The following is an 18,671-nucleotide window of genomic DNA, read 5'->3' as shown; positions in this document are numbered from 1 at the left end:
CTGGAAAACGTGCGATTTGAGACGGTTATCGAGCGTAAAATGACTTGCTCTTCCCGCCAACCCCAGGAAACCGCCACTGTTTGCCAGAGGTGGTACCGGATGCATGTTCCCCAGGCTTTTGCCTTTGTTGATCGTATTAGGAAACAAATTGATTGGAAAATCAATTGACATTGTTATAGCGTTTGATGTGAGAAAAACTAACATCGTTTTGCACACGCCGGAGCCTAGAATTGTCCAGCCGCCTGCCCCCGCTGAACCCGTTGCGCGCCTTCGAGGCGACCGCCAGGCGTGGGTCCGTTTCGGCCGCGGCCCGCGAACTCAACGTCACGCATGGTGCGATCAGCCATCAGATAAGAGCGCTGGAACTGTCGTTCAACGCTGCTTTGTTTGAGCGTGGCGGCAAGCGGCTGAAATTGACATCGCAGGGTGCGCTTCTGCTCCCTGCCGTCACCCATGCCTTCGAAGGCATTGCAGCGGCCACCGCGGCCATGACGCGGCCGACCACCAGCGGCGAGTTGCGCATCGTCTGCGTACCGGCGCTTCTGTCGTTCTGGATGATCCCCCGCCTGCATCAGTTCACCGAGCAGTTTCCCGACGTGCAATTGACGCTGATCGCTTCCAACGACGCGGCCAACCTGTTTTCCAGCGACGTCGATCTTTGCCTGCTCTATGGCGACGGCAACTGGCCGGATTGCTGGGCGCGGTTGTGGAGCCAGCTGGAACTGTTTCCGGTGGTTAGCCCGACCCTGCTCAACATGCGGCCGTTGCGCTCGCTGCGCGATCTGCGCGACCATGTCATCCTGCATGGCGACGACGGGCGCGAGTGGAAGACGTGGCTTGCCGCCGCCGATGGCCTCGACATCAAGCGAAGCCGCCAGCATTTCATGAGCGATGCCCGGCTTTCGACGGAGGCAGCCCTGCACAATCAGGGTGTGGCGCTCGGCGATACCATCACCGCCGGCAGCCTGATTGCCAAGGGCGAACTGATCGCGCCTTTCGACCTCACCGTGCCTGCCAATGATGCCTTCTATGTCGCCTGCCGCAACGAGATCCGCGCAGCCCCGATCGTCAAGGTCTTTATCGACTGGCTGTTTTCAGCCCTTGAAAACGACCCCATGCCGGAGCTACAGACCTCGGCACGCACCATTATTCGCGCCCGCACCTCCAAGGTCAGCGCGCCGGAACGCCTACCCGCCAAGGACGGTTTTCAGCCCATATCCTCTCCGGCTCGCACCAGACGTCCGGAGCCAACGCCGAAACGCCGAGCCAAGTCTTAGAACCACAGGATAATCCGATGCCGCATTTCAATCCGCTCATCGCCAAGCTTTCGCCGCCGCCGGTGCCTTCCGTGCTTGCCTGGGCCAAGGCCTATGACGGTTCACGTGGACCGCTGATCGATCTCAGCCAGGCTGTTCCCGGCTATCCGCCGCATCCCGACATGCTGAAATGGCTGAGCGAAACCGCGGCTTCGGCAGCGTTCACCGGATACGGCGCCATCGAGGGCGAGCAGGTGCTGCGCACCGCCTATGCGGCGCATGTGTCCGGTCTCTACGGCGCGTCCGTCAGTGACGACAATATCCATGTCACCTCCGGCTGCAACCAGGCCTTCATCTGCACAGCAATGGCGGTTGCCGGTGCGGGCGACACGATCCTGATGACCAACCCCTTCTATTTCAACCAGCAGACGACGCTGGCGATGCTCGGCATCGGCGTCGAACTGGTGCCTTGCGACGCCGGCAACGGTTTTCTGCCCGATATCGAAGCCATCGCTGCGGCGCTGAAACCCGGCATCCGTGCCCTGGCTCTGGTCACGCCCAACAATCCGACCGGCTCGGTTTATCCGCCTGCCCTGCTGCGGCAGATCTTCGATCTTTGCCGCGCCAACGGCACGTGGCTCATTCTGGACGAAACCTACCGGGACTTCCTGCCAGATGGCAGCGGCGCGCCGCACGACCTTTTGACCATCGACCGCTGGCAGGATAGCCTCGTCTGCCTCTACAGCTTCTCCAAATCATTCTGCATTCCCGGCCATCGGCTTGGCGCCATCACGGCAGGCCCCGCCGTCGTCGAACAGGTCGCCAAGATCATGGATAACCTGCAGATCTGCGCACCGCGCTCGGCGCAAGCTGCCGTTGCCACAGCCATTCCGGCGCTGGACGCATGGAGAGCCGGCAACCGCGCCGAAATCGCCAACCGTGCCGAAGCGCTGAAGCAGGTCATGGGCAAGCTCAAGGGCTGGAAGCTGCAGGCGATCGGAGCCTATTTCGCCTATATCCGCCACCCCTACCCGGATATCCGCTCGGAATTCGTCGCGGAAAAGCTGGCGAAAATTGCCGGCATCGTCTGCCTGCCCGGCGATTATTTCGGCGAGGGTCAGGAAGGCTACCTGCGCTTTGCCTTTGCCAATGCCGACGTCGAGACAATCCTGAAGCTCGAAGAGCGGCTGTCGACCTTCAACCTGCCGGGCATCTGACCGGGAACTCGGTCAGCCTCGGCGGGCGATCAGGATACCAGCGAGAACGATCAGCCCGCCGATCGCCTGCATCATCCCGACCGGTTCGTTGAGCAACAGCCACGCGAGGATTGCAGCTACGACTGGCTGCAAAAGCAGCGTCAGCGATGAAAACGCCGGCGGTAGGAAGGCGAGCGCATAGATGATCAGCCCCTGCCCGCCGGCATGGCTGATGAAGGCGAGGCCGATCAGGATCGCCCAGCCGAACAGGGCTGTCGGCATGAAGCTCGCCTCGAAAAAGAAGGCGATCGGAAACATGCAGACGGCAGCCGATCCCGTGCTCCAGATCATGATCCGATTGGTGGAAAACCGGCTGCGCAACCGGCCGATCGACAGGATGTACCCGGCATAGAACACCGCAGCCAATGCCGCGGTCGCGTCACCCGCCAGCTGGCCGTCGCCCAGCGCCATCGGCCCGCCCTTGAGAATCACAACACCCGCAAGCGCTGTTGCGAGGCCTGCAATGAACACGCCGCTGACATGCGAGCGAAACAAAAGCCACGAGCCGAGCGTCACGAAGATCGGCGCCAGATTGGCAAGCAGCGTCGCATTGGCAACCGAGGTCATATGCAAAGCCAGATGCCAGGCAGCGAGATCCACCGCCAGGAAGATGCCCGGAAGCACCAACAGCGCGTAATCCGCGAATCCGGCAGGCTTGGAATCGGTAACCGTCTTTCCCGTCGTCCTCGACCAGATCAGCAATGGCAGCAACGCCAGCGCCACGCGCCAGAATGCCGTCGCCATTGGCCCGACTTCCGAGAGCCGCACAAAGATCGGCGACCCGCCAATCGCAGCGCCGCCGATGAGCAGCGCTATCAGCGCAAGCCGATTGGCAGATGATGAAGCAGATGAGGAGGAGGGAAGCGCGGCGTCTGTCACGAATGCTGTCCAATACGAAAGGGTGCAGCACCTTGGATGCCGCGCGGTAACGCATAGAAGGTATCAGAACGATTCGCTGGAAAACCGCGACTTCTGTCTATTGAACGCTGAGAAACGGCAAACCAATGCCCGCAGACGCTTCTTCGCCTGCGGGCATTGGTTTAAGTCAGATTGGCCGATCTCAGGCTGCGTCCGGCCGATGCACAGTCTTCACCTCGAGGAAATCCTCAAGGCCGAACATGCCGCCTTCGCGGCCGTTGCCGGATTGCTTGTAGCCGCCGAACGGGCTGCCATATCGATGCGGTCCACCGTTGATATGCACCATGCCGGCCCGCAGGCGCGAGGCCACACGCTCGGCGCGCTTCGGATCGCCGGTCTGGACATAGGCTGCGAGGCCGTAGTTGGTGTCGTTGGCGATCTCGATCGCCTCTTCCTCGGTCTCGAACGGCATGATCGCCAGTACCGGGCCAAACACTTCTTCACGGGCGATGCGCATGGTGTTGTTGACATCGGCAAAGATAGTCGGCTTGACGTAATAGCCGGTTTCAAAACCTTCCGGCTTGCCAGCGCCGCCAACAAGCAGGCGTGCGCCATCGGCGATACCGGCTTCGATCAGGGCTTGAACGCGGCCGAACTGCACATCGCTGACCAGCGGACCGATATGGCTGCCTTCTTCGGTCGGGTTGCCAACTCTGGCTTCCTTGCCGACGCGCGTCGCGATCTCGACGGCCTTGTCATAAACCGACTTCTGCACCAGAAGACGCGTCGGCGCATCGCAGGACTGGCCGGAATTATTGAAGCATTCCAACACGCTACCGGCAACGCGATCTTCAAGGTCGGCATCTTCGAAGACGATGTTCGGCGACTTTCCACCCAGCTCCAGCGTCACGCGCTTGACGGTTTCGGCCGCATCCTTGCTGACGGCGATGCCAGCGCGGGTCGAGCCGGTGAAGGACATCATGTCGACATCCTTGTGCTTGGAGAGAGCAGCACCAACGTTGAGGCCATCACCATTGACCAGATTGAACGTGCCTGCCGGAAAGCCCGCTTCATGCACCATTTCGGCATAAAGCAGCGCGTTCAGCGGCGTGAATTCGGAGGGCTTCAACACGCAGGTCGAACCCGTCGCCAAGGCTGGGACGACCTTGAGCGCGATCTGGTTGATCGGCCAGTTCCACGGCGTGATCAGGCCGCAAACACCGATCGGCTCGCGCAGCATGACGTCTCCATTCGGCAGAACTTCGCGCATATGCAGGCGCTTCAGCGCATCGATAAATCCCTGAAGATGGCCAACGCCGACATCAGCCTGCTGCTCGGTGCTCATTGTGATCGGCGCACCGAGTTCCATGGTGATCGTCTGCGCCATTTCCTCATAGCGGCGCTTGTAGATCGAAAGCAGCTTTTCCAACAGCGCCAGGCGTTCTTCGGTGCTGGTGCGGCTGTAGGTGGCAAAGGCCTTCTTGGCGGCGGCAACAGCGCGGTCGATATCGCCGGCGGATCCCATGGAAATCACCGCGATCGGCTTTTCCGTTGCCGGGTTCAGAACCTCTAGATCGTTGGCAACCACCGGCGCAACCCATTCACCGTTGATGTAGAATTTGCGTTTATCGAACATGCTTTTTCCTTCCCGTCAGATCGTCTTCTGTTTTTCGTTCAGCCAATCGGTGATCAATTGGCGGTAGCGTTCCCCGCCGAAGCTCGGAAAATGACCGCCATGCACGATGCGGGCGGGAATCTTCAACAGGCGCTCCATCGAGGCAAGATAGTCACCGGCGTTGGAATGATAGGTATCCTCGATCAACGGACCGTCATAGAGGATATCGCCGGAGAACAGAATTTCGGTCGCCTTCTCGTAAAGCGCAATACCCCCAGGAGAGTGACCCGGCGTATGGATGACTTCGAAGACCCGGTTGCCCAGATCAATCACGTCGCCGTCTTCAAGAATGCACGTGGCCGGGGCCTTCTTCACCGCATAACATTTCGAGCAATAGGGCTCCGGCGGCAGAGCATCGAAAATCTCGTCAGTGACATAGGGATCGGCGAGCGTATTTTGCCGCGTTGGATTGGCAAGCAGATCGGCTTCGGCCGAATGCACGGCGCGGCATTCGAATTCATGATGGCAGCCGATATGGTCGAAATGCGTATGGCTGGCGACGGCGATCAGGTCCCGCTCGGTGACCAGCGGCACATATTCCCTCAAAGATACGACGCCCATGCCGCTATCGACCAGCATGTCCCGATCCCGGCCGCGTATATGCCAGATGTTGCAGCGGTAGAATTCCTGGATGAACGGCTCGGAAATAGCGGTGACATCATCATCGAGACGTTTCACCTGATACCATTTCTCCGCGAAAATGCGTTGCATGCCAAAATCCGTTTCAAACCTGCCTGAGCGAGGGCTCCGGCCTCGATGAACTCCCTCCCCTCGTGGGGAGAGTTAAACGCCCGAAGGCAAGGCTACGATGTCCGCGAGACTGGCGGCAAGGGGGACGATCTGGCCGTCCAAAACCGCTGCCGATTGCGGCATATGCGCCACGATCGACAGATCAGGCGCCCCGGCCGGCTTCAGGTGGCAACGGTAATGTGTGCCGAAAAAGGCGCTGCCGGTCACCTCGGCTTGCCCCAGCGGCGCAACAGCGCCTTCGGCTTCCCCTGCCCGGCGAAAGTGCTCCGGCCGGACGCAGAGTGTCACCGCCTGCCCGGCAGTGGGCGCGGAAACGGTAAAGCTTGCGATCGGCAGAGTAACGTTGCCAAGCGGGGTTTCGACGACGGCAGCGGCCGGATCCACCGCATTGACCGTCCCCGGAATGAAATTCACTTCGCCCATGAAACCGGCAGAGAACAGCGAACGCGGCCGCATGTAGATATCGGCGGGAGGACCGAAATCCTCGATCCGGCCCTGGTTCATCACGACGATCCGGTCGGCGATCGCCATCGCTTCCTCCTGATCATGTGTTACGTGGACAAACGTTGTGCCGACCCGCTTCTGGATGGCCTTGAGCTCGTCCTGCATCTGTCGGCGCAGCTTGAGATCGAGCGCGCCCAGCGGTTCATCGAGTAGGAGCACATCGGGATCGACCGCAAGCGCCCGGGCAAGGGCAACGCGCTGGCGCTGGCCGCCGGAGAGCTCATGCGGCTTCTTGTCGGCAGAGGATTTCAGCCCGACGAGATCGAGGAAACCGAGCGCCTTCTCGTCCCGCTCCGTCTTCGTCATGCCGCGCATCCTGAGACCAAAGCCGACATTGTCGCGAAGCTTCATATGCGGAAACAGGGCGTAGTCCTGAAACATCGTCGTCGTCGGCCGCTTGGCCGGCGGCACGCTGGTCATGTCCTTGCCGCCGATCATAACACGGCCCTTGGTCGGCGACTGGAACCCGCCGAGAATGGAGAGCAGCGTGGTCTTGCCGCAGCCGGACGGCCCGAGCAGCACGATGAACTCACCGGCCTTGATATCGAGCGAGACATCGTTGAGCGCGGTGAATGCCCCAAAAGTCTTGGTGGCACCGTGAACAGAAACTGGAGCGGTCATGATTTTTTTGTCCTTCCGAACAGGGTCAGTTCCAGAACCGCCAGCACCGCGACGGAAACGAGGAAGACAAGCGAGCCGATGGCATTGGTTTTCGGATTGAGCCCGGAGCGCAAAAGGCTCCAGATCTCGACCGGCAGCGTCACGTCGAAGCGTGACAACAGGAACGCGATGATGAATTCATCCCAGCTGAAGGTGACCGACAGGAAGAAAGCCGCCAGCAGCGACGGCAACAGCATCGGCGCGGTGACTAGCACCATCACCTTGAAATCATTGGCACCAAGATCGCGGGCGGCCCGCTCGATATTGATGTGGTGATCGCCCATCGACGAATAGATGATGGCGAAGCAGAGCGGCAGGTTGATCACCACATGGCCGATGCCGACAGTCCAGAGCGACAGCTTGATGCCGAACGTATTGAGCACGGTCAGAAGCCCGAGCGCGATGATCAGGTAGCTGACCGTCATCGGCGCGATCAGCAATCCGCGCTGCAAGGCCGAACCCGGCAATCTGTAACGCGCAAGCGCATAGGCAGCGAGAAAGCCAAGCAGGCAGGCGATGATGGAGGAGACGATTGCCACCAGAAACGAATTGGTCAGCGCTGCCATCAGCTTGCGGTCGACGAATACCGCCTCGTACCATTGCAACGAAAAGCCGTTGAATGGCGGCACAGGCAGGCGGCCATCCTGGAACGAGAACAGCACCAGCACCACGACCGGCAAGAAAATGAAGCCGTAGATGATGACGGCATAGGCGATCGAAGCGGTTTTTGTCAGCGTTTCGCGCATCTCATGCCCTCTCGATCTTCAGCCAGCGGGCGCAGAGCACATAGGCGGCAGTCACCGCCAGCATCAGGATGATCGACAGCGCCGCCGCCATCGGAAAGTCCGCCCGCCGCCCCAGCTGCAGCATGATGATCTGCGGCAGGACAAGCTCATTGTTGCCGCCAAGAATCTGCGGCGTCACGTAGTCGCCGATGCAGAGCACGAAGGTCAGGAAGGCGCCGGTCATGATACCCGGCAGCGTCAGCGGCAGGACGACATGCCAGAAGGTCTGGAAGGCATTGGCTCCGAGATCGGCCGCGGCACGGCGATAGTTTGGCGACAGCTGGATCAGGTTGGCATAGATCGTCAGCGTCAGCAGCATGACGAAGAAATGCACGAAGCCGATGACGGTGGCGGTCCGGTTGCTGGCAATTTCCAGCGGCTCACTGATAAGACCGAGCGTCATCAGCGTCTGGTTGATCACCCCGTTGCGCGACAGTACCAGCAGCCAGGAATAGGAGCGCACCACATAGGACGTCCAGAACGGCAGCACCGCCATGATCAACGCCAGCCGCTGAAACCGTTTCGGCACCCGCTCGGCAATGATCCAGGCCAGCGGATAGGCCAGAAGCACCGATATCACGGTGACGATCAGAGTGATTTCAAGCGAATTCATCAACCCCTTGAACAATGAATCCTTGGCGAAAAAAGCGATGTAATTGTCGAGGTTCCAGGCCCGGACAATCTGGCCGCTTTGGCGAGACCACAAACTCATCGCCACCATGAACAGGAACGGCACGACAAAGAACGCGATCGTCCAGAGAAGTGCTGGAGCAACGAAACCCCAGGCCTTGCGGCGTTCGGTGTCTTCGAGGGTCAGGGTGGACATGGTGAAAGCTCCGTTTTGGAATAGCCCCTCATCCGGCCTTCGGCCACCTTCTCCCCGTAAACGGGGCGAAGGAAGAGGCGGCCGGTTCCGAACCTCGTCTCATTGTCGCCACGGACAAGTGGTGAGCGGCAAATTCGATCGTCCCCTCTCCCCGCCTGCGGGGAGAGGGTTAGGGTGAGGGGCAATGCTTGGCAGCAACTACTGCTGCATCATGTCCGTCCAGGCGTCCTGCATCTTCTGATCCAGTTCAGCGCTGGGAATCGGATAGAGCTGGGTCTTCTTCAGGTATTCGGCCTGATCGTTCCATCGCAATGCCGCCTTCTGGGCTTCGGTCAGGTGCTCGCCGGCCTTCATGTTGGCGGGCATCGCCCAATAGCAGGAAGACGTGGCAAGACGCGCCTGACCTTCGGGGCTGACGATATACTGCACAAATTTCAGCGCCAGCTCCTGCTTCTTCGAGGCCTTCATGACGCCGATCGACTGCGCCCAGCGCACCGCACCCTGATCCGGAACCGTCCAGTCGAGATTGGGCTTTTCGCCGGAGAGTGCTGCGGTGATCCACTCGCCGCCGCCGACGAGAATATCGACTTCACCGGTCGCCAGCGCCGTCTGCGAGGACACGACGTCGCTCACCTGCTTTGATACCTTTTTCATCTCTGACAGCTTTTCCGAGATCGCTGGCATGTCGGCATCCGTGAGATCGGCGGTCTTCTTGCCAAGGCCGAGCGCCACAAGACCAACCATCGGCAGGTAATAATCGTAAAGCGCGATACGGCCCTTGTATTTGTCCGACCAGATGATCGACAGATCCTTCATGTCGTTGGGATCGACCTTTGTCTTGTCATAGGAGATCGTGTTGTAGCCGAACTTTTCGGTGACGGCGTAGGTCTTGCCGTCCTTCATGTTGTTGGCTTCCATCCGCACTTCCGGGAAGATGTCGGCGGTCGGCAGCTTGTCGGCGGGGATTTCGGCCAGAAGATCAAGCCCGACAGCGCGCTGAACATCAACCCCGTCGATAACAAGCACATCCCAGTCGCCCGGCTGCGACTGTTCGAGGATCGAAAGGGCGGCCCCCGTTCCCTCGTAGTCCTTGAGGTTGACCTTGACGTCGTTGGCCTTCTCGAACGGCTCGACCAGCGCCGGATCGGTATGGTCGCACCAGACCAAAGCATTCAGTTCTTCGGTCGCAAAAGCCGGCGCTGGAGCGCTGACTGTGGAAACGGCAGCCAGCGAAAGCGCCGCTACGGAGGAGAAAAATCGACGCGCGAAAGCGCCATTCACAGAAATGATCATCGCGTTGCCCTCTGGTTTACAGCGCTCATTGCGGCGCCTTCACAAAAAGATTGAATGAGTTCAATTTTTAAGTCAATGTCAATTTTGAAGGTATTCAAAAAAAGGAAAAGACGGCATGACGGGGCTTCGTGCAAAACAGAAAGCCGACAGGAACCGGCGCATCCTGCAAGCAGCCACAGAACTTTTCCGGGAGGTCGGTTATGACAGCGCCCGCATCGAGGACATTGCCGAGCGGGCGGAAGTCTCCGTCGGCACTTTCTACAATTATTATCAGAACAAGGGCGATATCCTCGTCGCCGCCGTCTCGATGGAAGTCGAGGAGGTGCTCGCCGCCGGCAAGACCATTGTCGACAGCCCACCCGATACCGTCGGCGAAGCGCTGACGGCACTGATCGGCCAGTATTATGACCACTCGCTGGTCTATCTCAGCAAGGAAATGTGGCGCACCGCCATGGCGATCTCGATCCAGCAGCCCGAGAGCCCGTTCAGCCGGCACTACACGGAGCTCGACGGCCGCCTCTGCGACCAGGTTTCGACGCTGATCAGCAAACTGCAGCTGCGCAGCGCCGTCATGCCGGGCATCGACGCTGTTGGCGCCGGGCAGATGTTCTTCAACAATCTCAACATGATGTTCATCGAATTCGTCAAGGACGAGACGATGACTCTCGATGCGCTGAAGGAAATCGTCGCACGGCAGAACCGGCCGCTCGCGACGCTGATCAGCAGCCCGAAGATACAATAAAAAGCAGGAAAATCAGGGATGGAACACGCACAGAATACGGCCCTTTCGGCCGCCGATAGCCTCATCGATGCCTTTTCAAGACATGATCGGGAGAAATATTTCGCGGCTTTCTCGAAGGACGCAACCTTCATCTTCCATAACCTTGATCGCCCTTTGAGAAACCGCGCAGCTTACGAAGCGGAATGGGCGCTGTGGGAAGAGCGTGACGGTTTCAAGGTTTTGTCTTGCCGCTCCAGCGAGCGCAATCTGCAGCTGCTCGGTACTGTGGCAATCTTCACCCACAGCGTCGAAACAGAAGCGGAATTCGGTGGGCAAGCCGTCACCAGCCAGGAACGGGAGACGATTGTCTTCGAAAGACAGCAGGATGGTACATGGCTTGCCGTCCATGAGCATCTTTCCCGCGCATCCTGAAAACAGAAGCCCCTGAATCCAGAGGGATCAGGGGCTTGATACGTGTCCGCGAAACTCAGATCGCGCCGCAGACCATCGCTGTGACAAACAGGAAAGCGGCGGCCAATGCGGTGGCCTGCGCGGCAATCGTCCAGGAAAAATGCGGCGTCGAATGCACGCCATAGCTCACCGGACTTTTCTGCAGAACTGGTTTGGAACCTTGCATTCTGTCCTCCACTTGAGTTGTTGCAGATATTCTGCCGCCACTCAGGCTGCGGCGCCTGCATCTTTTCTCGGCTATTTTACACCAAGTTTATAGATATTATTTTCTGCATTTTATGCCCTACGGGAAAAAACCAACCTCGGGCCTCGGCTCCATCCGGTGAAATACTATTGCGTCCTCAATGCCCACGCTCGAGCTCCCTCTGCTGGACAAGCCGGGACCAGCGCTCGCTGAACCACGGCGTCAAAAGCGAGACATCCGCCTGGCTATGCAGTTTTGTCAGAACACCGTCCGTTTCCTTGGAGGTCCAGACCTTGAAGGTGGTCAGTTCATGCTTGCCGAATGTCTGAATCAGCGGGATATCGGCAGCATCACGGCCGCGGGCGACGGCGATACGGCCGATGCGTGGGATGTTATGGCGTGCATCGAACGTGTACCAGCGATCATCCAGAAACACTTCAAACCAAGCATTGAAATCCATCGGCGCCGGGTCGTCCGTTACGCCGATATCGCCCATGTAACCGTTGACGTAGCGTGCGGGCATATTCATGCAACGGCAGAGCGTGACGGCAAGATGCGCATAGTCGCGGCACACCCCTGCCCTTTCCTCGTGCGCCTCCATCGCCGTACGCAACGTCGCCGTATACCCATAGCTGAAAGTCAGGCGCTGATGCACGTAGTCGCATATTGCCTGGACGCGGCCCCAGCCCGGCTCGATTTCGCCGAAAAGACGCCACGCAAGCGCGCCAAAACGGTCGGTTTCGCAATAGCGGCTGGCAGAAAGATACGGCAGGCATTCGGGCGGCAGTCTTTCAACAGGCACGGCCTGAGCGCTGCAGTTCACTGGGTCGGGCCGGCCACCATCCCTGATCACGGCGTCATACGTAAGGCGCAAGCCGCCAGCAGGCACCACCATCCGCATGCAGACATTCCCGAAAGGATCGGTCACCTCTCCCATCTTGACGACTGGATCGGACATTGGCCCGCGCTCGCTGACGATATCGTGCCGTCTTGCACGATCAACAGACAGAAAGGTCATCATCGGGGTCGGTTGACTGCATCTGATGCCTATTTCGTAACCCAACCGAATGAACATGTGCTACCTCCACCACGGCAGGAACGGATAGCCTGCGAATTTGTTCCGGTTTCAGGTCGGTAAAAAATGGCAGGGCGAGCCTCTGACGCTGGTGCGTTGCTGTCAGGCCTGACGCATATAAAAGCAGTCAATTCGGCACGTGGAAACACTCCAAAAACGGAAAGGATGGTCTTTTCCAAGGTTCCGGCATCGCACCGATATCACGTGTTCGATAGGCGGAAACACTAGCTGAAATTGCAAAAACCATCAATGCTCGCGAATATGGTTGCATCTTCTATGCACCGAAATATTTGCCGGTCACTGACAATGCCTGCGAAAGAAAATCACTTTGCGCCGGATGACTTCCGGCAGTCCCTCTCTATATGCTGCCTTCTCGTTGAGCCCGCCCGTCATAGCATTTGAGAGCGTATGGATAGTCAGTCGCCTTTATTTCCCCGCGCCGGGGCACGGATTCCAGCCAAACTTGCGGCCAGCGAAATGCTCGACCGGTTCAATCGAATGGATTGGCAAACGACGAGCCTTGGTGCGGCGCAAGCCTGGCCCAATGCACTGACAGCCCTCAGCCGGATGATGCTCACTTCGCCTATCCCGATGGCATTGTTGGCCGGGCGCGAGGGCATCATGCTCTACAATGATGGTTATATCGCCATCGCCGGCGGGCGGCACCCGGAATGTTTCGGCGCTTCGGTCCTGTCTGCATGGCCGGAAGTTGCAGAATTCAACGCAGCTATTATCGACAGGGTCTTTGCGGGAGAAAGCATTTCCTACGAAGACCAGAACTTCACCTTCCATCGCAATGGCGTCGCTGAAAGCGTCTGGCTCGATCTCGATTACAGCCCCATCCTTGATGACGACGGAAGCGTTGTTGCCGTTCTTGCCCTTGTCGTCGAGACCACCAAGAGAGTGATGGCCGAACAAGAACTTGCTCAAAGCCGCGAACAGCTTTCGCTGGCATTGGGCAGCTCCGCCATCGTCGGCACCTGGGATTGGCATGTTCCGCAAGACCTTGTCTATTCCGACGAGAAATTCGCGCGGCTCTACGGGGTCGATCCGCAGGTTGCCAGTCACGGCACCGCCATCGCGGCTTTCATCAGAACCATCCATCCCGACGACGTTCAATCGGTCGGTAGTGCCATGCAAAGCGCGATGGATACGGGGAGCCGTTTCTCCCAGGAATACCGCCTCGTTCAAGAGGATGGCAGTATCAAATGGGTTCTTGCCGAAGGGCAGCCGTTGATCGATCAAAACGGACACTGCATCCGCTTCCCTGGTGTATCCGTTGATATTACCGCGCAGAAGGAAGCGGTCGAGGCCCATGCCCGCTCGGAAATAGGGTTCCGCACCCTCGCTGACGCCATGCCGCAGATGGTCTGGTCGACCTTGCCCGATGGTTTCCATGATTACTACAATGCCCGCTGGTATGAATTCACCGGCGTTCCGGCCGGATCGACCGATGGCGAGGGCTGGAGCGGCATGTTCCACGAGGAAGATCAGGAGCGCGCATGGACTGCCTGGCGGCATTCGTTGAAAACAGGCGACGCCTACCAGATCGAATACCGGCTGCGCCACCACACGGGTGTTTATCGCTGGGTATTGGGCCGGGCGCTGCCGATACGCGGCGAGAAGGGCAAAATCACCCGCTGGTACGGAACCTGCACCGATGTTCACGATGCCAAGATGGTTCAAGCCGAACGCGAGATCGTTGCCCACGAACTCAGCCACCGGATCAAGAACATATTCTCGGTCCTGAGCGGCATCATCAGTCTTTCCGCCCGCTCTGCACCGGAATCCCGCAGCTTCGCCGATCTCCTGCGCAAACGCATTGAAGCGATGGGCCGGGCCCATGATTTCGTGCGCCCGCACAGCAGGACCTCCAGACCAGTGGACCTGGAGACCAGCATCTTCGGCCTCTCCCGGCGCCTGCTTGAACCCTATGGCCTAGAGGAGATGGACAACCGCATCGTTTTTGCGGGAGACGATACCCTTATCGGCGATAGCGCCGCGACACCGCTGGCGCTCCTGCTGCATGAGCTCGCAACGAATTCGGCCAAATACGGCGCATTTTCCCATGCCGCCGGCCATCTGACCATTGCCGGCCGTCATGACAGGGAAAACTATGTCCTGGAATGGAAAGAAGGTGGAAACCCCGTTGCACTGCGCCAACCCGAGCAGGAAGGGTTCGGGTCGCGGCTGATGAAGATCAGTGTCGAAGGGCAGCTCGGAGGGCAATTCCAGCGTCAATGGGAAGAGGATGGAGTGCGTGTCCGCGTATCGGTGCCCGTAGCCTCGATCTTGCGCAGCAGCAAGCTGACGGCGCGGCCATGAAGCCGCGCTCAAGAGTGATTACTGAAAGACCCGCAAACGCGGCGGTACGTCGGCAGCAAGCGAATGGCGCTTGGCGACAGCATAACTGACGACCTGACGAAGTTCGTCTTCACCAACCGGCTTGGAAATGACTCCGACAGTTCCCGGAACGCCATCGGCCAGTTGAGAAGGGTTGGCAGTCATGAAGAGAACCGTCACGCCATGCTGTTCGGCAAGTGTGCGGCCGATTTCCGTTCCCGTCGGTCCATCGCGAAGATTCAGATCGACAAGGGCGATATCCGCAAAGGGAGCAAGATTGAATGCGGACGCCTTGTCCGCGGCGATGCCGATCGGGCTGTGCCCGAGTTCAGCAACCAGATATTCAATTTCTGTCGCAACGAAAATCTCGTCTTCGACCACCAGGATTTTGCAACTCATTCCAAAACTCTCGTACATCATGTGCGTTTTGCGGTCCCGGGATAATCGTTGGTGTGCCCCATGGTCCGCGCGGCTTCTCCGGCAGGCTGGCCTGACGCAGGCATATGGGACAGTTCTGTTGATCAACCAGCCCCATAATTGTTCGTACAGGACAAATATTGCTGAATTCACGGCATCCACCGATTACTGCAATATCAATCCTTGGAAAGCAGCCAACGCCTGCCTGCCCGGATTGTTCCAGCCCATATGCGTAATATACGCGCTATCCACAGTTTGTGCTGATGGAGGGGCGGCAAGCGTACGCCGGATGGCAGAGGGAACGATATTCGCGATGCGCTAGAAGATAAGCATCGCCCGCAGATCGTTGACATTTGTGCCGGTCGGACCGGGCACAAAAAGATCGCCGCTGGCGTTGAAGGCGCTCCAGGCGTCGTGGCGGGCGAGATGGTTGCGCGGATCCGCACCCGCCGCCCGCATGCGCCTTACAGTGGAACTGTCGGCAAAAGCACCGGCATTGTCCTCTGATCCGTCGATACCATCCGTATCGGCAGCCAACGCATGAATGCCATCAACGCCGTCGATATCGAGCGCGAAAGAAAGCAGAAACTCGCTGTTGCGGCCACCCTTTCCATAACCATCGCCCGAAATCGTCACTGTGGTTTCGCCGCCGGAAAGGATGACCACGGGCTTTGAGAACGGCCGATTACGCAGTGCGGTTTCCTTGGCAATTGCTGCATGCATCCGGCCGATATCGCGGGCTTCGCCCTCGATCGCATCTGACAGGATGACGGCCTCGACACCCAGTGCCCGTGCCTTTGCCGCAGCCGCCTCAAGCGAGACGCTGGCTGAAGCGATGACATGATATTGCTGATTGGCGTACGCCGGATGATGGGCATCTGGCGCTGCAGCTTGTTCTGATCGCAGATGCCGCAGAACGGCTTCAGGCAATGCCATCCCGTAGCGGTTGACGATGGCGAGCGCATCAGCAGGCGTGGAGGTGTCAGGGATAGTCGGGCCGGAGGCAACGAAGGCTGGATTGTCGCCGGGAACATCGGAGACGATCAGGCTGACGACCCGCGCCGGTGCGGCTGCAAAAGCCAGCCGCCCACCCTTGATGCGTGAAACATGCTTGCGCACCACATTCATCGCCGAGATCGGCGCGCCGGACGCAAGCAGCGCTTTGTTGACAGCAATCTCGTCGGCGAGCGTCAGGCCCTGCGGCGGAGCGGGCAACAGCGCTGAGCCGCCACCGGAAATCAGCGCCAGCACCAGATCGTCTGGCGTCAGCCCTTCGACCAGCCGCAGCAATTCTGCCGACGCCGCAAGCCCGGCCTCATCCGGCACCGGATGTGCCGACTGAAGCACACGAATGCGTGTGCACGCGGCGATCGGGCCGTGCCGCGCAACCACGGCGCCCTCCAGAGGGCCATCCCACAGGCTTTCGAACGCCGCTGCCATCTGGCTTGCCGCCTTACCGGCGCCGACAACAATGGTCCGGCCCTTCGGCTTTTCCGGCAGATGCGCGCGGATCGCCGCCAATGGATCAGCCGCTTCGACGGCAGCCTCAAACAGGCTTGTCAGAAAGGCGCGCGGTTCAGCGATCATCGAAAATCAGCCCGCAATCTCGAAGTCATAGACAAGGACCCCGTCGATACCGCCTTCGGTCGCCGCGACGATCCGGCCGCCGGCCTTTTCATGCGCTGGGTGAACCAGATAGGCATCGCGTGCCGCGCCATCGGCAAAATCGATGATGAAGCCGCTGTTAAAGCCCTTGCCGAGGCCCTCGGGGCTGACATTGGCACCGGCGGTGAAAGTGAGATAGCCGGGCACCAGCTGCTGCAGCGCGGCGATATCCGACAGGATGGACTGCCGCTCGGCATCTGAAACGGTTGTCTGGAAGCGAATGAAGACACAATGGCGGATCATGGCAAGCTCCTATCGGATATCGGCGCGCGCCCGCGGCCGCTGGTCGTTGCGCTCATGGCTGAAGATGGTGGCCGGCAAAGGCTGCCGCTCGCGAATGATGTCCGAGCCCTTTTCGCCCATCATGATCGTTGGACCATTGGTATTGCAAGAGGGAACACGCGGCATGACGGAACTGTCGCAGACTCGCAAGCCTTCCAGTCCGTGCACCTTCAGATCAAGCCCGACGACGGCATCGGCACCGGTCCCCATCTTGCAGGTCCCGACCGGATGGTGATCGGTCTTGGCATTGGCGCAGCCATATTCGAACAGCTCGTCATCGGTCATCACCTTCGGCCCCGGCAGACGCTCGGCCATGATAAAGGGTTTCAGCGCCTGCTGCTGGAAGATTTCGCGGGCGATCTTCAAGCCTTCCAGCGACATCTTGCGATCATGCGGATCGCTCCAGTAGTTCGGATCGATCAAGGGTGCCGCTGCAGGATCGGAAGACGAGAGCCGGACAGTGCCGCGCGAGCGCGGATGCAGGTAGGCCGAGTTCAGCGTCACACCGGCATTTTTCAGCTTCTCGACACCAGCCTCGATGCCGGAACCGAGCCCCAAGTGGAACTGGATATCGGGCGAGCGCGCATTCGGATCGGCATACCAGAAACCACCGGTTTCAAACAGCGACGAGGCGACCGGGCCGGAGCGGAACAGCACATATTGCAGGCCGGCCCAGACGGTGCGGTGGAGTTTTGCCACGCCATCATAGGTATGGTCGCCGGTGCATTCGGAGATGACGAACAGGTCGAGATGATCCTGAAGATTGCTGCCGACACCCGGCAGGTCATGTTTCACATCGACGCCAACGGAGCGCAGATGATCGGCCGGACCGATACCCGATTGCTGCAGCAGTTTCGGCGATCCGATCGCCCCGGAGGAGATCAGAACCTCGCGCTCGGCCCGGATCGTTTCCAAACCCTTTGCGGTCGCAACCTCGACGCCAACAGCGCGGGTTCCTTCCAGGAGTATCCGCGTCACCCGCGCACCGAGCCGCACCGTCAGGTTCTTGCGATCCCTGATCGGATTGAGATAGGCAAGCGATGCCGACGACCGGCGGCGGTTGCGTTGGGTCAGCTGATAGAAGCCGACGCCCGCCTGCTGCTTGCCATTGAAATCGTGATTGTAGGGAATGCCAAGCTCCTGCCCGGCGCGGATATAGGCATCGCATATCGGCAGCCCCGAGACCGGCATGGAGACGCCAAGCGGCCCACCATAGGAATGATAGTCGTCGGCGAAACGCTGATTGTCTTCCGAGCGTTTGAAATAGGGAAGCACGTTGCGGTAATCCCAACCGGTGCAGCCATCTTCGCTGGCCCAGAGATCATAATCAGCCGCATTGCCGCGTGTATAGAGCTGCGCGTTGATCGACGAGCCGCCGCCGATCACCTTGGCCTGAGTATAGCGCAGCACCCGGTTTTTCATATGTTTCTGCGGCACGGTTTCCCAGCCCCAGCTGGCGACACCCTTGGTCATCTTGGCAAAGCCGGCCGGCATATGGAACAGCGGGTTCCAGTCGCTGCCGCCAGCCTCCAGTAGCAGAACCTTGACGTCGGCGTCTTCGGTCAGGCGATTGGCCAGCACGCAACCGGCCGGTCCGGCACCTGTGATGATGTAGTCGTAGGTCATGTCGTTGTCCTCAAATTTATACCC

General features: G+C 59.4%; 18 protein-coding genes. 5 read left to right on the top strand and 13 right to left on the bottom strand.

Annotated elements, in window-relative coordinates; all coding sequences use genetic code 11:
• The first annotated feature begins 230 nt into the window (after positions 1 to 230).
• Both R6X40_RS00620 and R6X40_RS00615 read left to right on the top strand, forming a co-directional pair.
• Positions 231 to 1,277, top strand: coding sequence for a LysR substrate-binding domain-containing protein (locus tag R6X40_RS00620; RefSeq protein WP_318410109.1), 1,047 nt, complete (start codon positions 231 to 233; stop codon positions 1,275 to 1,277).
• A 17-nt stretch (positions 1,278 to 1,294) separates the two neighbouring features.
• Positions 1,295 to 2,473 (top strand): aminotransferase, encoded by a 1,179-nt coding sequence (locus R6X40_RS00615; protein ID WP_318410107.1) that lies wholly within the window; start codon positions 1,295 to 1,297, stop codon positions 2,471 to 2,473.
• Positions 2,474 to 2,485: 12 nt separating this feature from the next.
• Here R6X40_RS00615 and R6X40_RS00610 read toward each other — a convergent pair whose 3' ends face one another.
• The 7 genes from R6X40_RS00610 to R6X40_RS00575 all read right to left on the bottom strand — a co-directional run bounded on the left by R6X40_RS00610 (position 2,486) and on the right by R6X40_RS00575 (position 9,863).
• A complete protein-coding gene (locus R6X40_RS00610; protein ID WP_412178298.1) occupies positions 2,486 to 3,391 on the bottom strand; it encodes a DMT family transporter in 906 nt (301 codons plus the stop codon).
• A 181-nt stretch (positions 3,392 to 3,572) separates the two neighbouring features.
• Positions 3,573 to 5,006: an aldehyde dehydrogenase family protein gene (locus R6X40_RS00605; protein WP_318410105.1), complete on the bottom strand. Its 1,434-nt coding sequence runs from the start codon at positions 5,004 to 5,006 to the stop codon at positions 3,573 to 3,575.
• 15 nt (positions 5,007 to 5,021) lie between these two features.
• Complete coding sequence (locus R6X40_RS00600) at positions 5,022 to 5,756, bottom strand: MBL fold metallo-hydrolase (RefSeq protein WP_318410103.1); 735 nt, start codon at positions 5,754 to 5,756, stop codon at positions 5,022 to 5,024.
• Between the two features lie 72 nt (positions 5,757 to 5,828).
• Positions 5,829 to 6,920 (bottom strand): ABC transporter ATP-binding protein, encoded by a 1,092-nt coding sequence (locus tag R6X40_RS31555; RefSeq protein ID WP_412178297.1) that lies wholly within the window; start codon positions 6,918 to 6,920, stop codon positions 5,829 to 5,831.
• Entirely contained in the window at positions 6,917 to 7,705 is a 789-nt protein-coding gene (locus R6X40_RS00585; protein WP_318410101.1) for an ABC transporter permease, read from the bottom strand. Before R6X40_RS00585 ends, R6X40_RS31555 begins: the two co-directional genes overlap by 4 nt.
• A 1-nt stretch (position 7,706) precedes the next feature.
• A complete protein-coding gene (locus R6X40_RS00580; protein ID WP_318410099.1) occupies positions 7,707 to 8,570 on the bottom strand; it encodes an ABC transporter permease in 864 nt (287 codons plus the stop codon).
• A 198-nt stretch (positions 8,571 to 8,768) separates the two neighbouring features.
• A complete protein-coding gene (locus tag R6X40_RS00575; RefSeq protein WP_318410097.1) occupies positions 8,769 to 9,863 on the bottom strand; it encodes a spermidine/putrescine ABC transporter substrate-binding protein in 1,095 nt (364 codons plus the stop codon).
• A gap of 115 nt (positions 9,864 to 9,978) precedes the next feature.
• On the opposite strand from R6X40_RS00575, the gene R6X40_RS00570 reads away from it, so the two are divergent.
• Together R6X40_RS00570 and R6X40_RS00565 are read left to right on the top strand one after the other, a co-directional pair.
• The gene (locus R6X40_RS00570; RefSeq protein ID WP_318410095.1) at positions 9,979 to 10,605 is read left to right on the top strand and encodes a TetR/AcrR family transcriptional regulator; all 627 of its coding nucleotides are present in this window, start codon (positions 9,979 to 9,981) and stop codon (positions 10,603 to 10,605) included.
• 18 nt (positions 10,606 to 10,623) lie between these two features.
• Entirely contained in the window at positions 10,624 to 11,016 is a 393-nt protein-coding gene (locus R6X40_RS00565) for a YybH family protein (protein WP_318410094.1), read from the top strand.
• A gap of 55 nt (positions 11,017 to 11,071) precedes the next feature.
• Here the strand turns inward: R6X40_RS00565 and R6X40_RS00560 are convergent, their stop codons facing one another.
• Both R6X40_RS00560 and R6X40_RS00555 read right to left on the bottom strand, forming a co-directional pair.
• The gene (locus R6X40_RS00560) at positions 11,072 to 11,221 is read right to left on the bottom strand and encodes a hypothetical protein (protein ID WP_318410092.1); all 150 of its coding nucleotides are present in this window, start codon (positions 11,219 to 11,221) and stop codon (positions 11,072 to 11,074) included.
• A gap of 175 nt (positions 11,222 to 11,396) precedes the next feature.
• Positions 11,397 to 12,314, bottom strand: a complete 918-nt coding sequence (locus R6X40_RS00555) for a transglutaminase family protein (RefSeq protein WP_318410090.1) — start codon at positions 12,312 to 12,314, stop codon at positions 11,397 to 11,399.
• 498 nt (positions 12,315 to 12,812) lie between these two features.
• Between R6X40_RS00555 and R6X40_RS00550 the strand changes: the two genes are divergently transcribed.
• The gene (locus R6X40_RS00550; RefSeq protein WP_318410089.1) at positions 12,813 to 14,639 is read left to right on the top strand and encodes a sensor histidine kinase; all 1,827 of its coding nucleotides are present in this window, start codon (positions 12,813 to 12,815) and stop codon (positions 14,637 to 14,639) included.
• Between the two features lie 18 nt (positions 14,640 to 14,657).
• Here the strand turns inward: R6X40_RS00550 and R6X40_RS00545 are convergent, their stop codons facing one another.
• The 4 genes from R6X40_RS00545 to R6X40_RS00530 form a co-directional block, all read right to left on the bottom strand.
• Positions 14,658 to 15,056 carry a response regulator gene (locus R6X40_RS00545; RefSeq protein WP_318410088.1) on the bottom strand — a complete coding sequence of 133 codons (399 nt, stop codon included), beginning with the start codon at positions 15,054 to 15,056 and terminating at the stop codon, positions 14,658 to 14,660.
• Positions 15,057 to 15,392: 336 nt separating this feature from the next.
• On the bottom strand, positions 15,393 to 16,661 hold the full coding sequence (locus R6X40_RS00540; protein WP_318410086.1) for a glycerate kinase: 1,269 nt from the start codon (positions 16,659 to 16,661) through the stop codon (positions 15,393 to 15,395).
• Between the two features lie 6 nt (positions 16,662 to 16,667).
• Positions 16,668 to 16,982 (bottom strand): Dabb family protein, encoded by a 315-nt coding sequence (locus R6X40_RS00535; protein ID WP_318410085.1) that lies wholly within the window; start codon positions 16,980 to 16,982, stop codon positions 16,668 to 16,670.
• 9 nt (positions 16,983 to 16,991) lie between these two features.
• Entirely contained in the window at positions 16,992 to 18,647 is a 1,656-nt protein-coding gene (locus R6X40_RS00530; RefSeq protein ID WP_318410084.1) for a GMC family oxidoreductase, read from the bottom strand.
• Between the last annotated feature and the right edge of the window lie 24 nt (positions 18,648 to 18,671).

Origin of the sequence: Rhizobium sp. PL01 (genome assembly GCF_033447125.1) — a bacterium.
In the GTDB taxonomy this organism is placed as follows: Bacteria; Pseudomonadota; Alphaproteobacteria; order Rhizobiales; family Rhizobiaceae; genus Pararhizobium.
The sequence above is the reverse complement of the archived record's forward strand: the minus strand, read 5'-3'. Positions and strand labels throughout refer to the sequence as shown.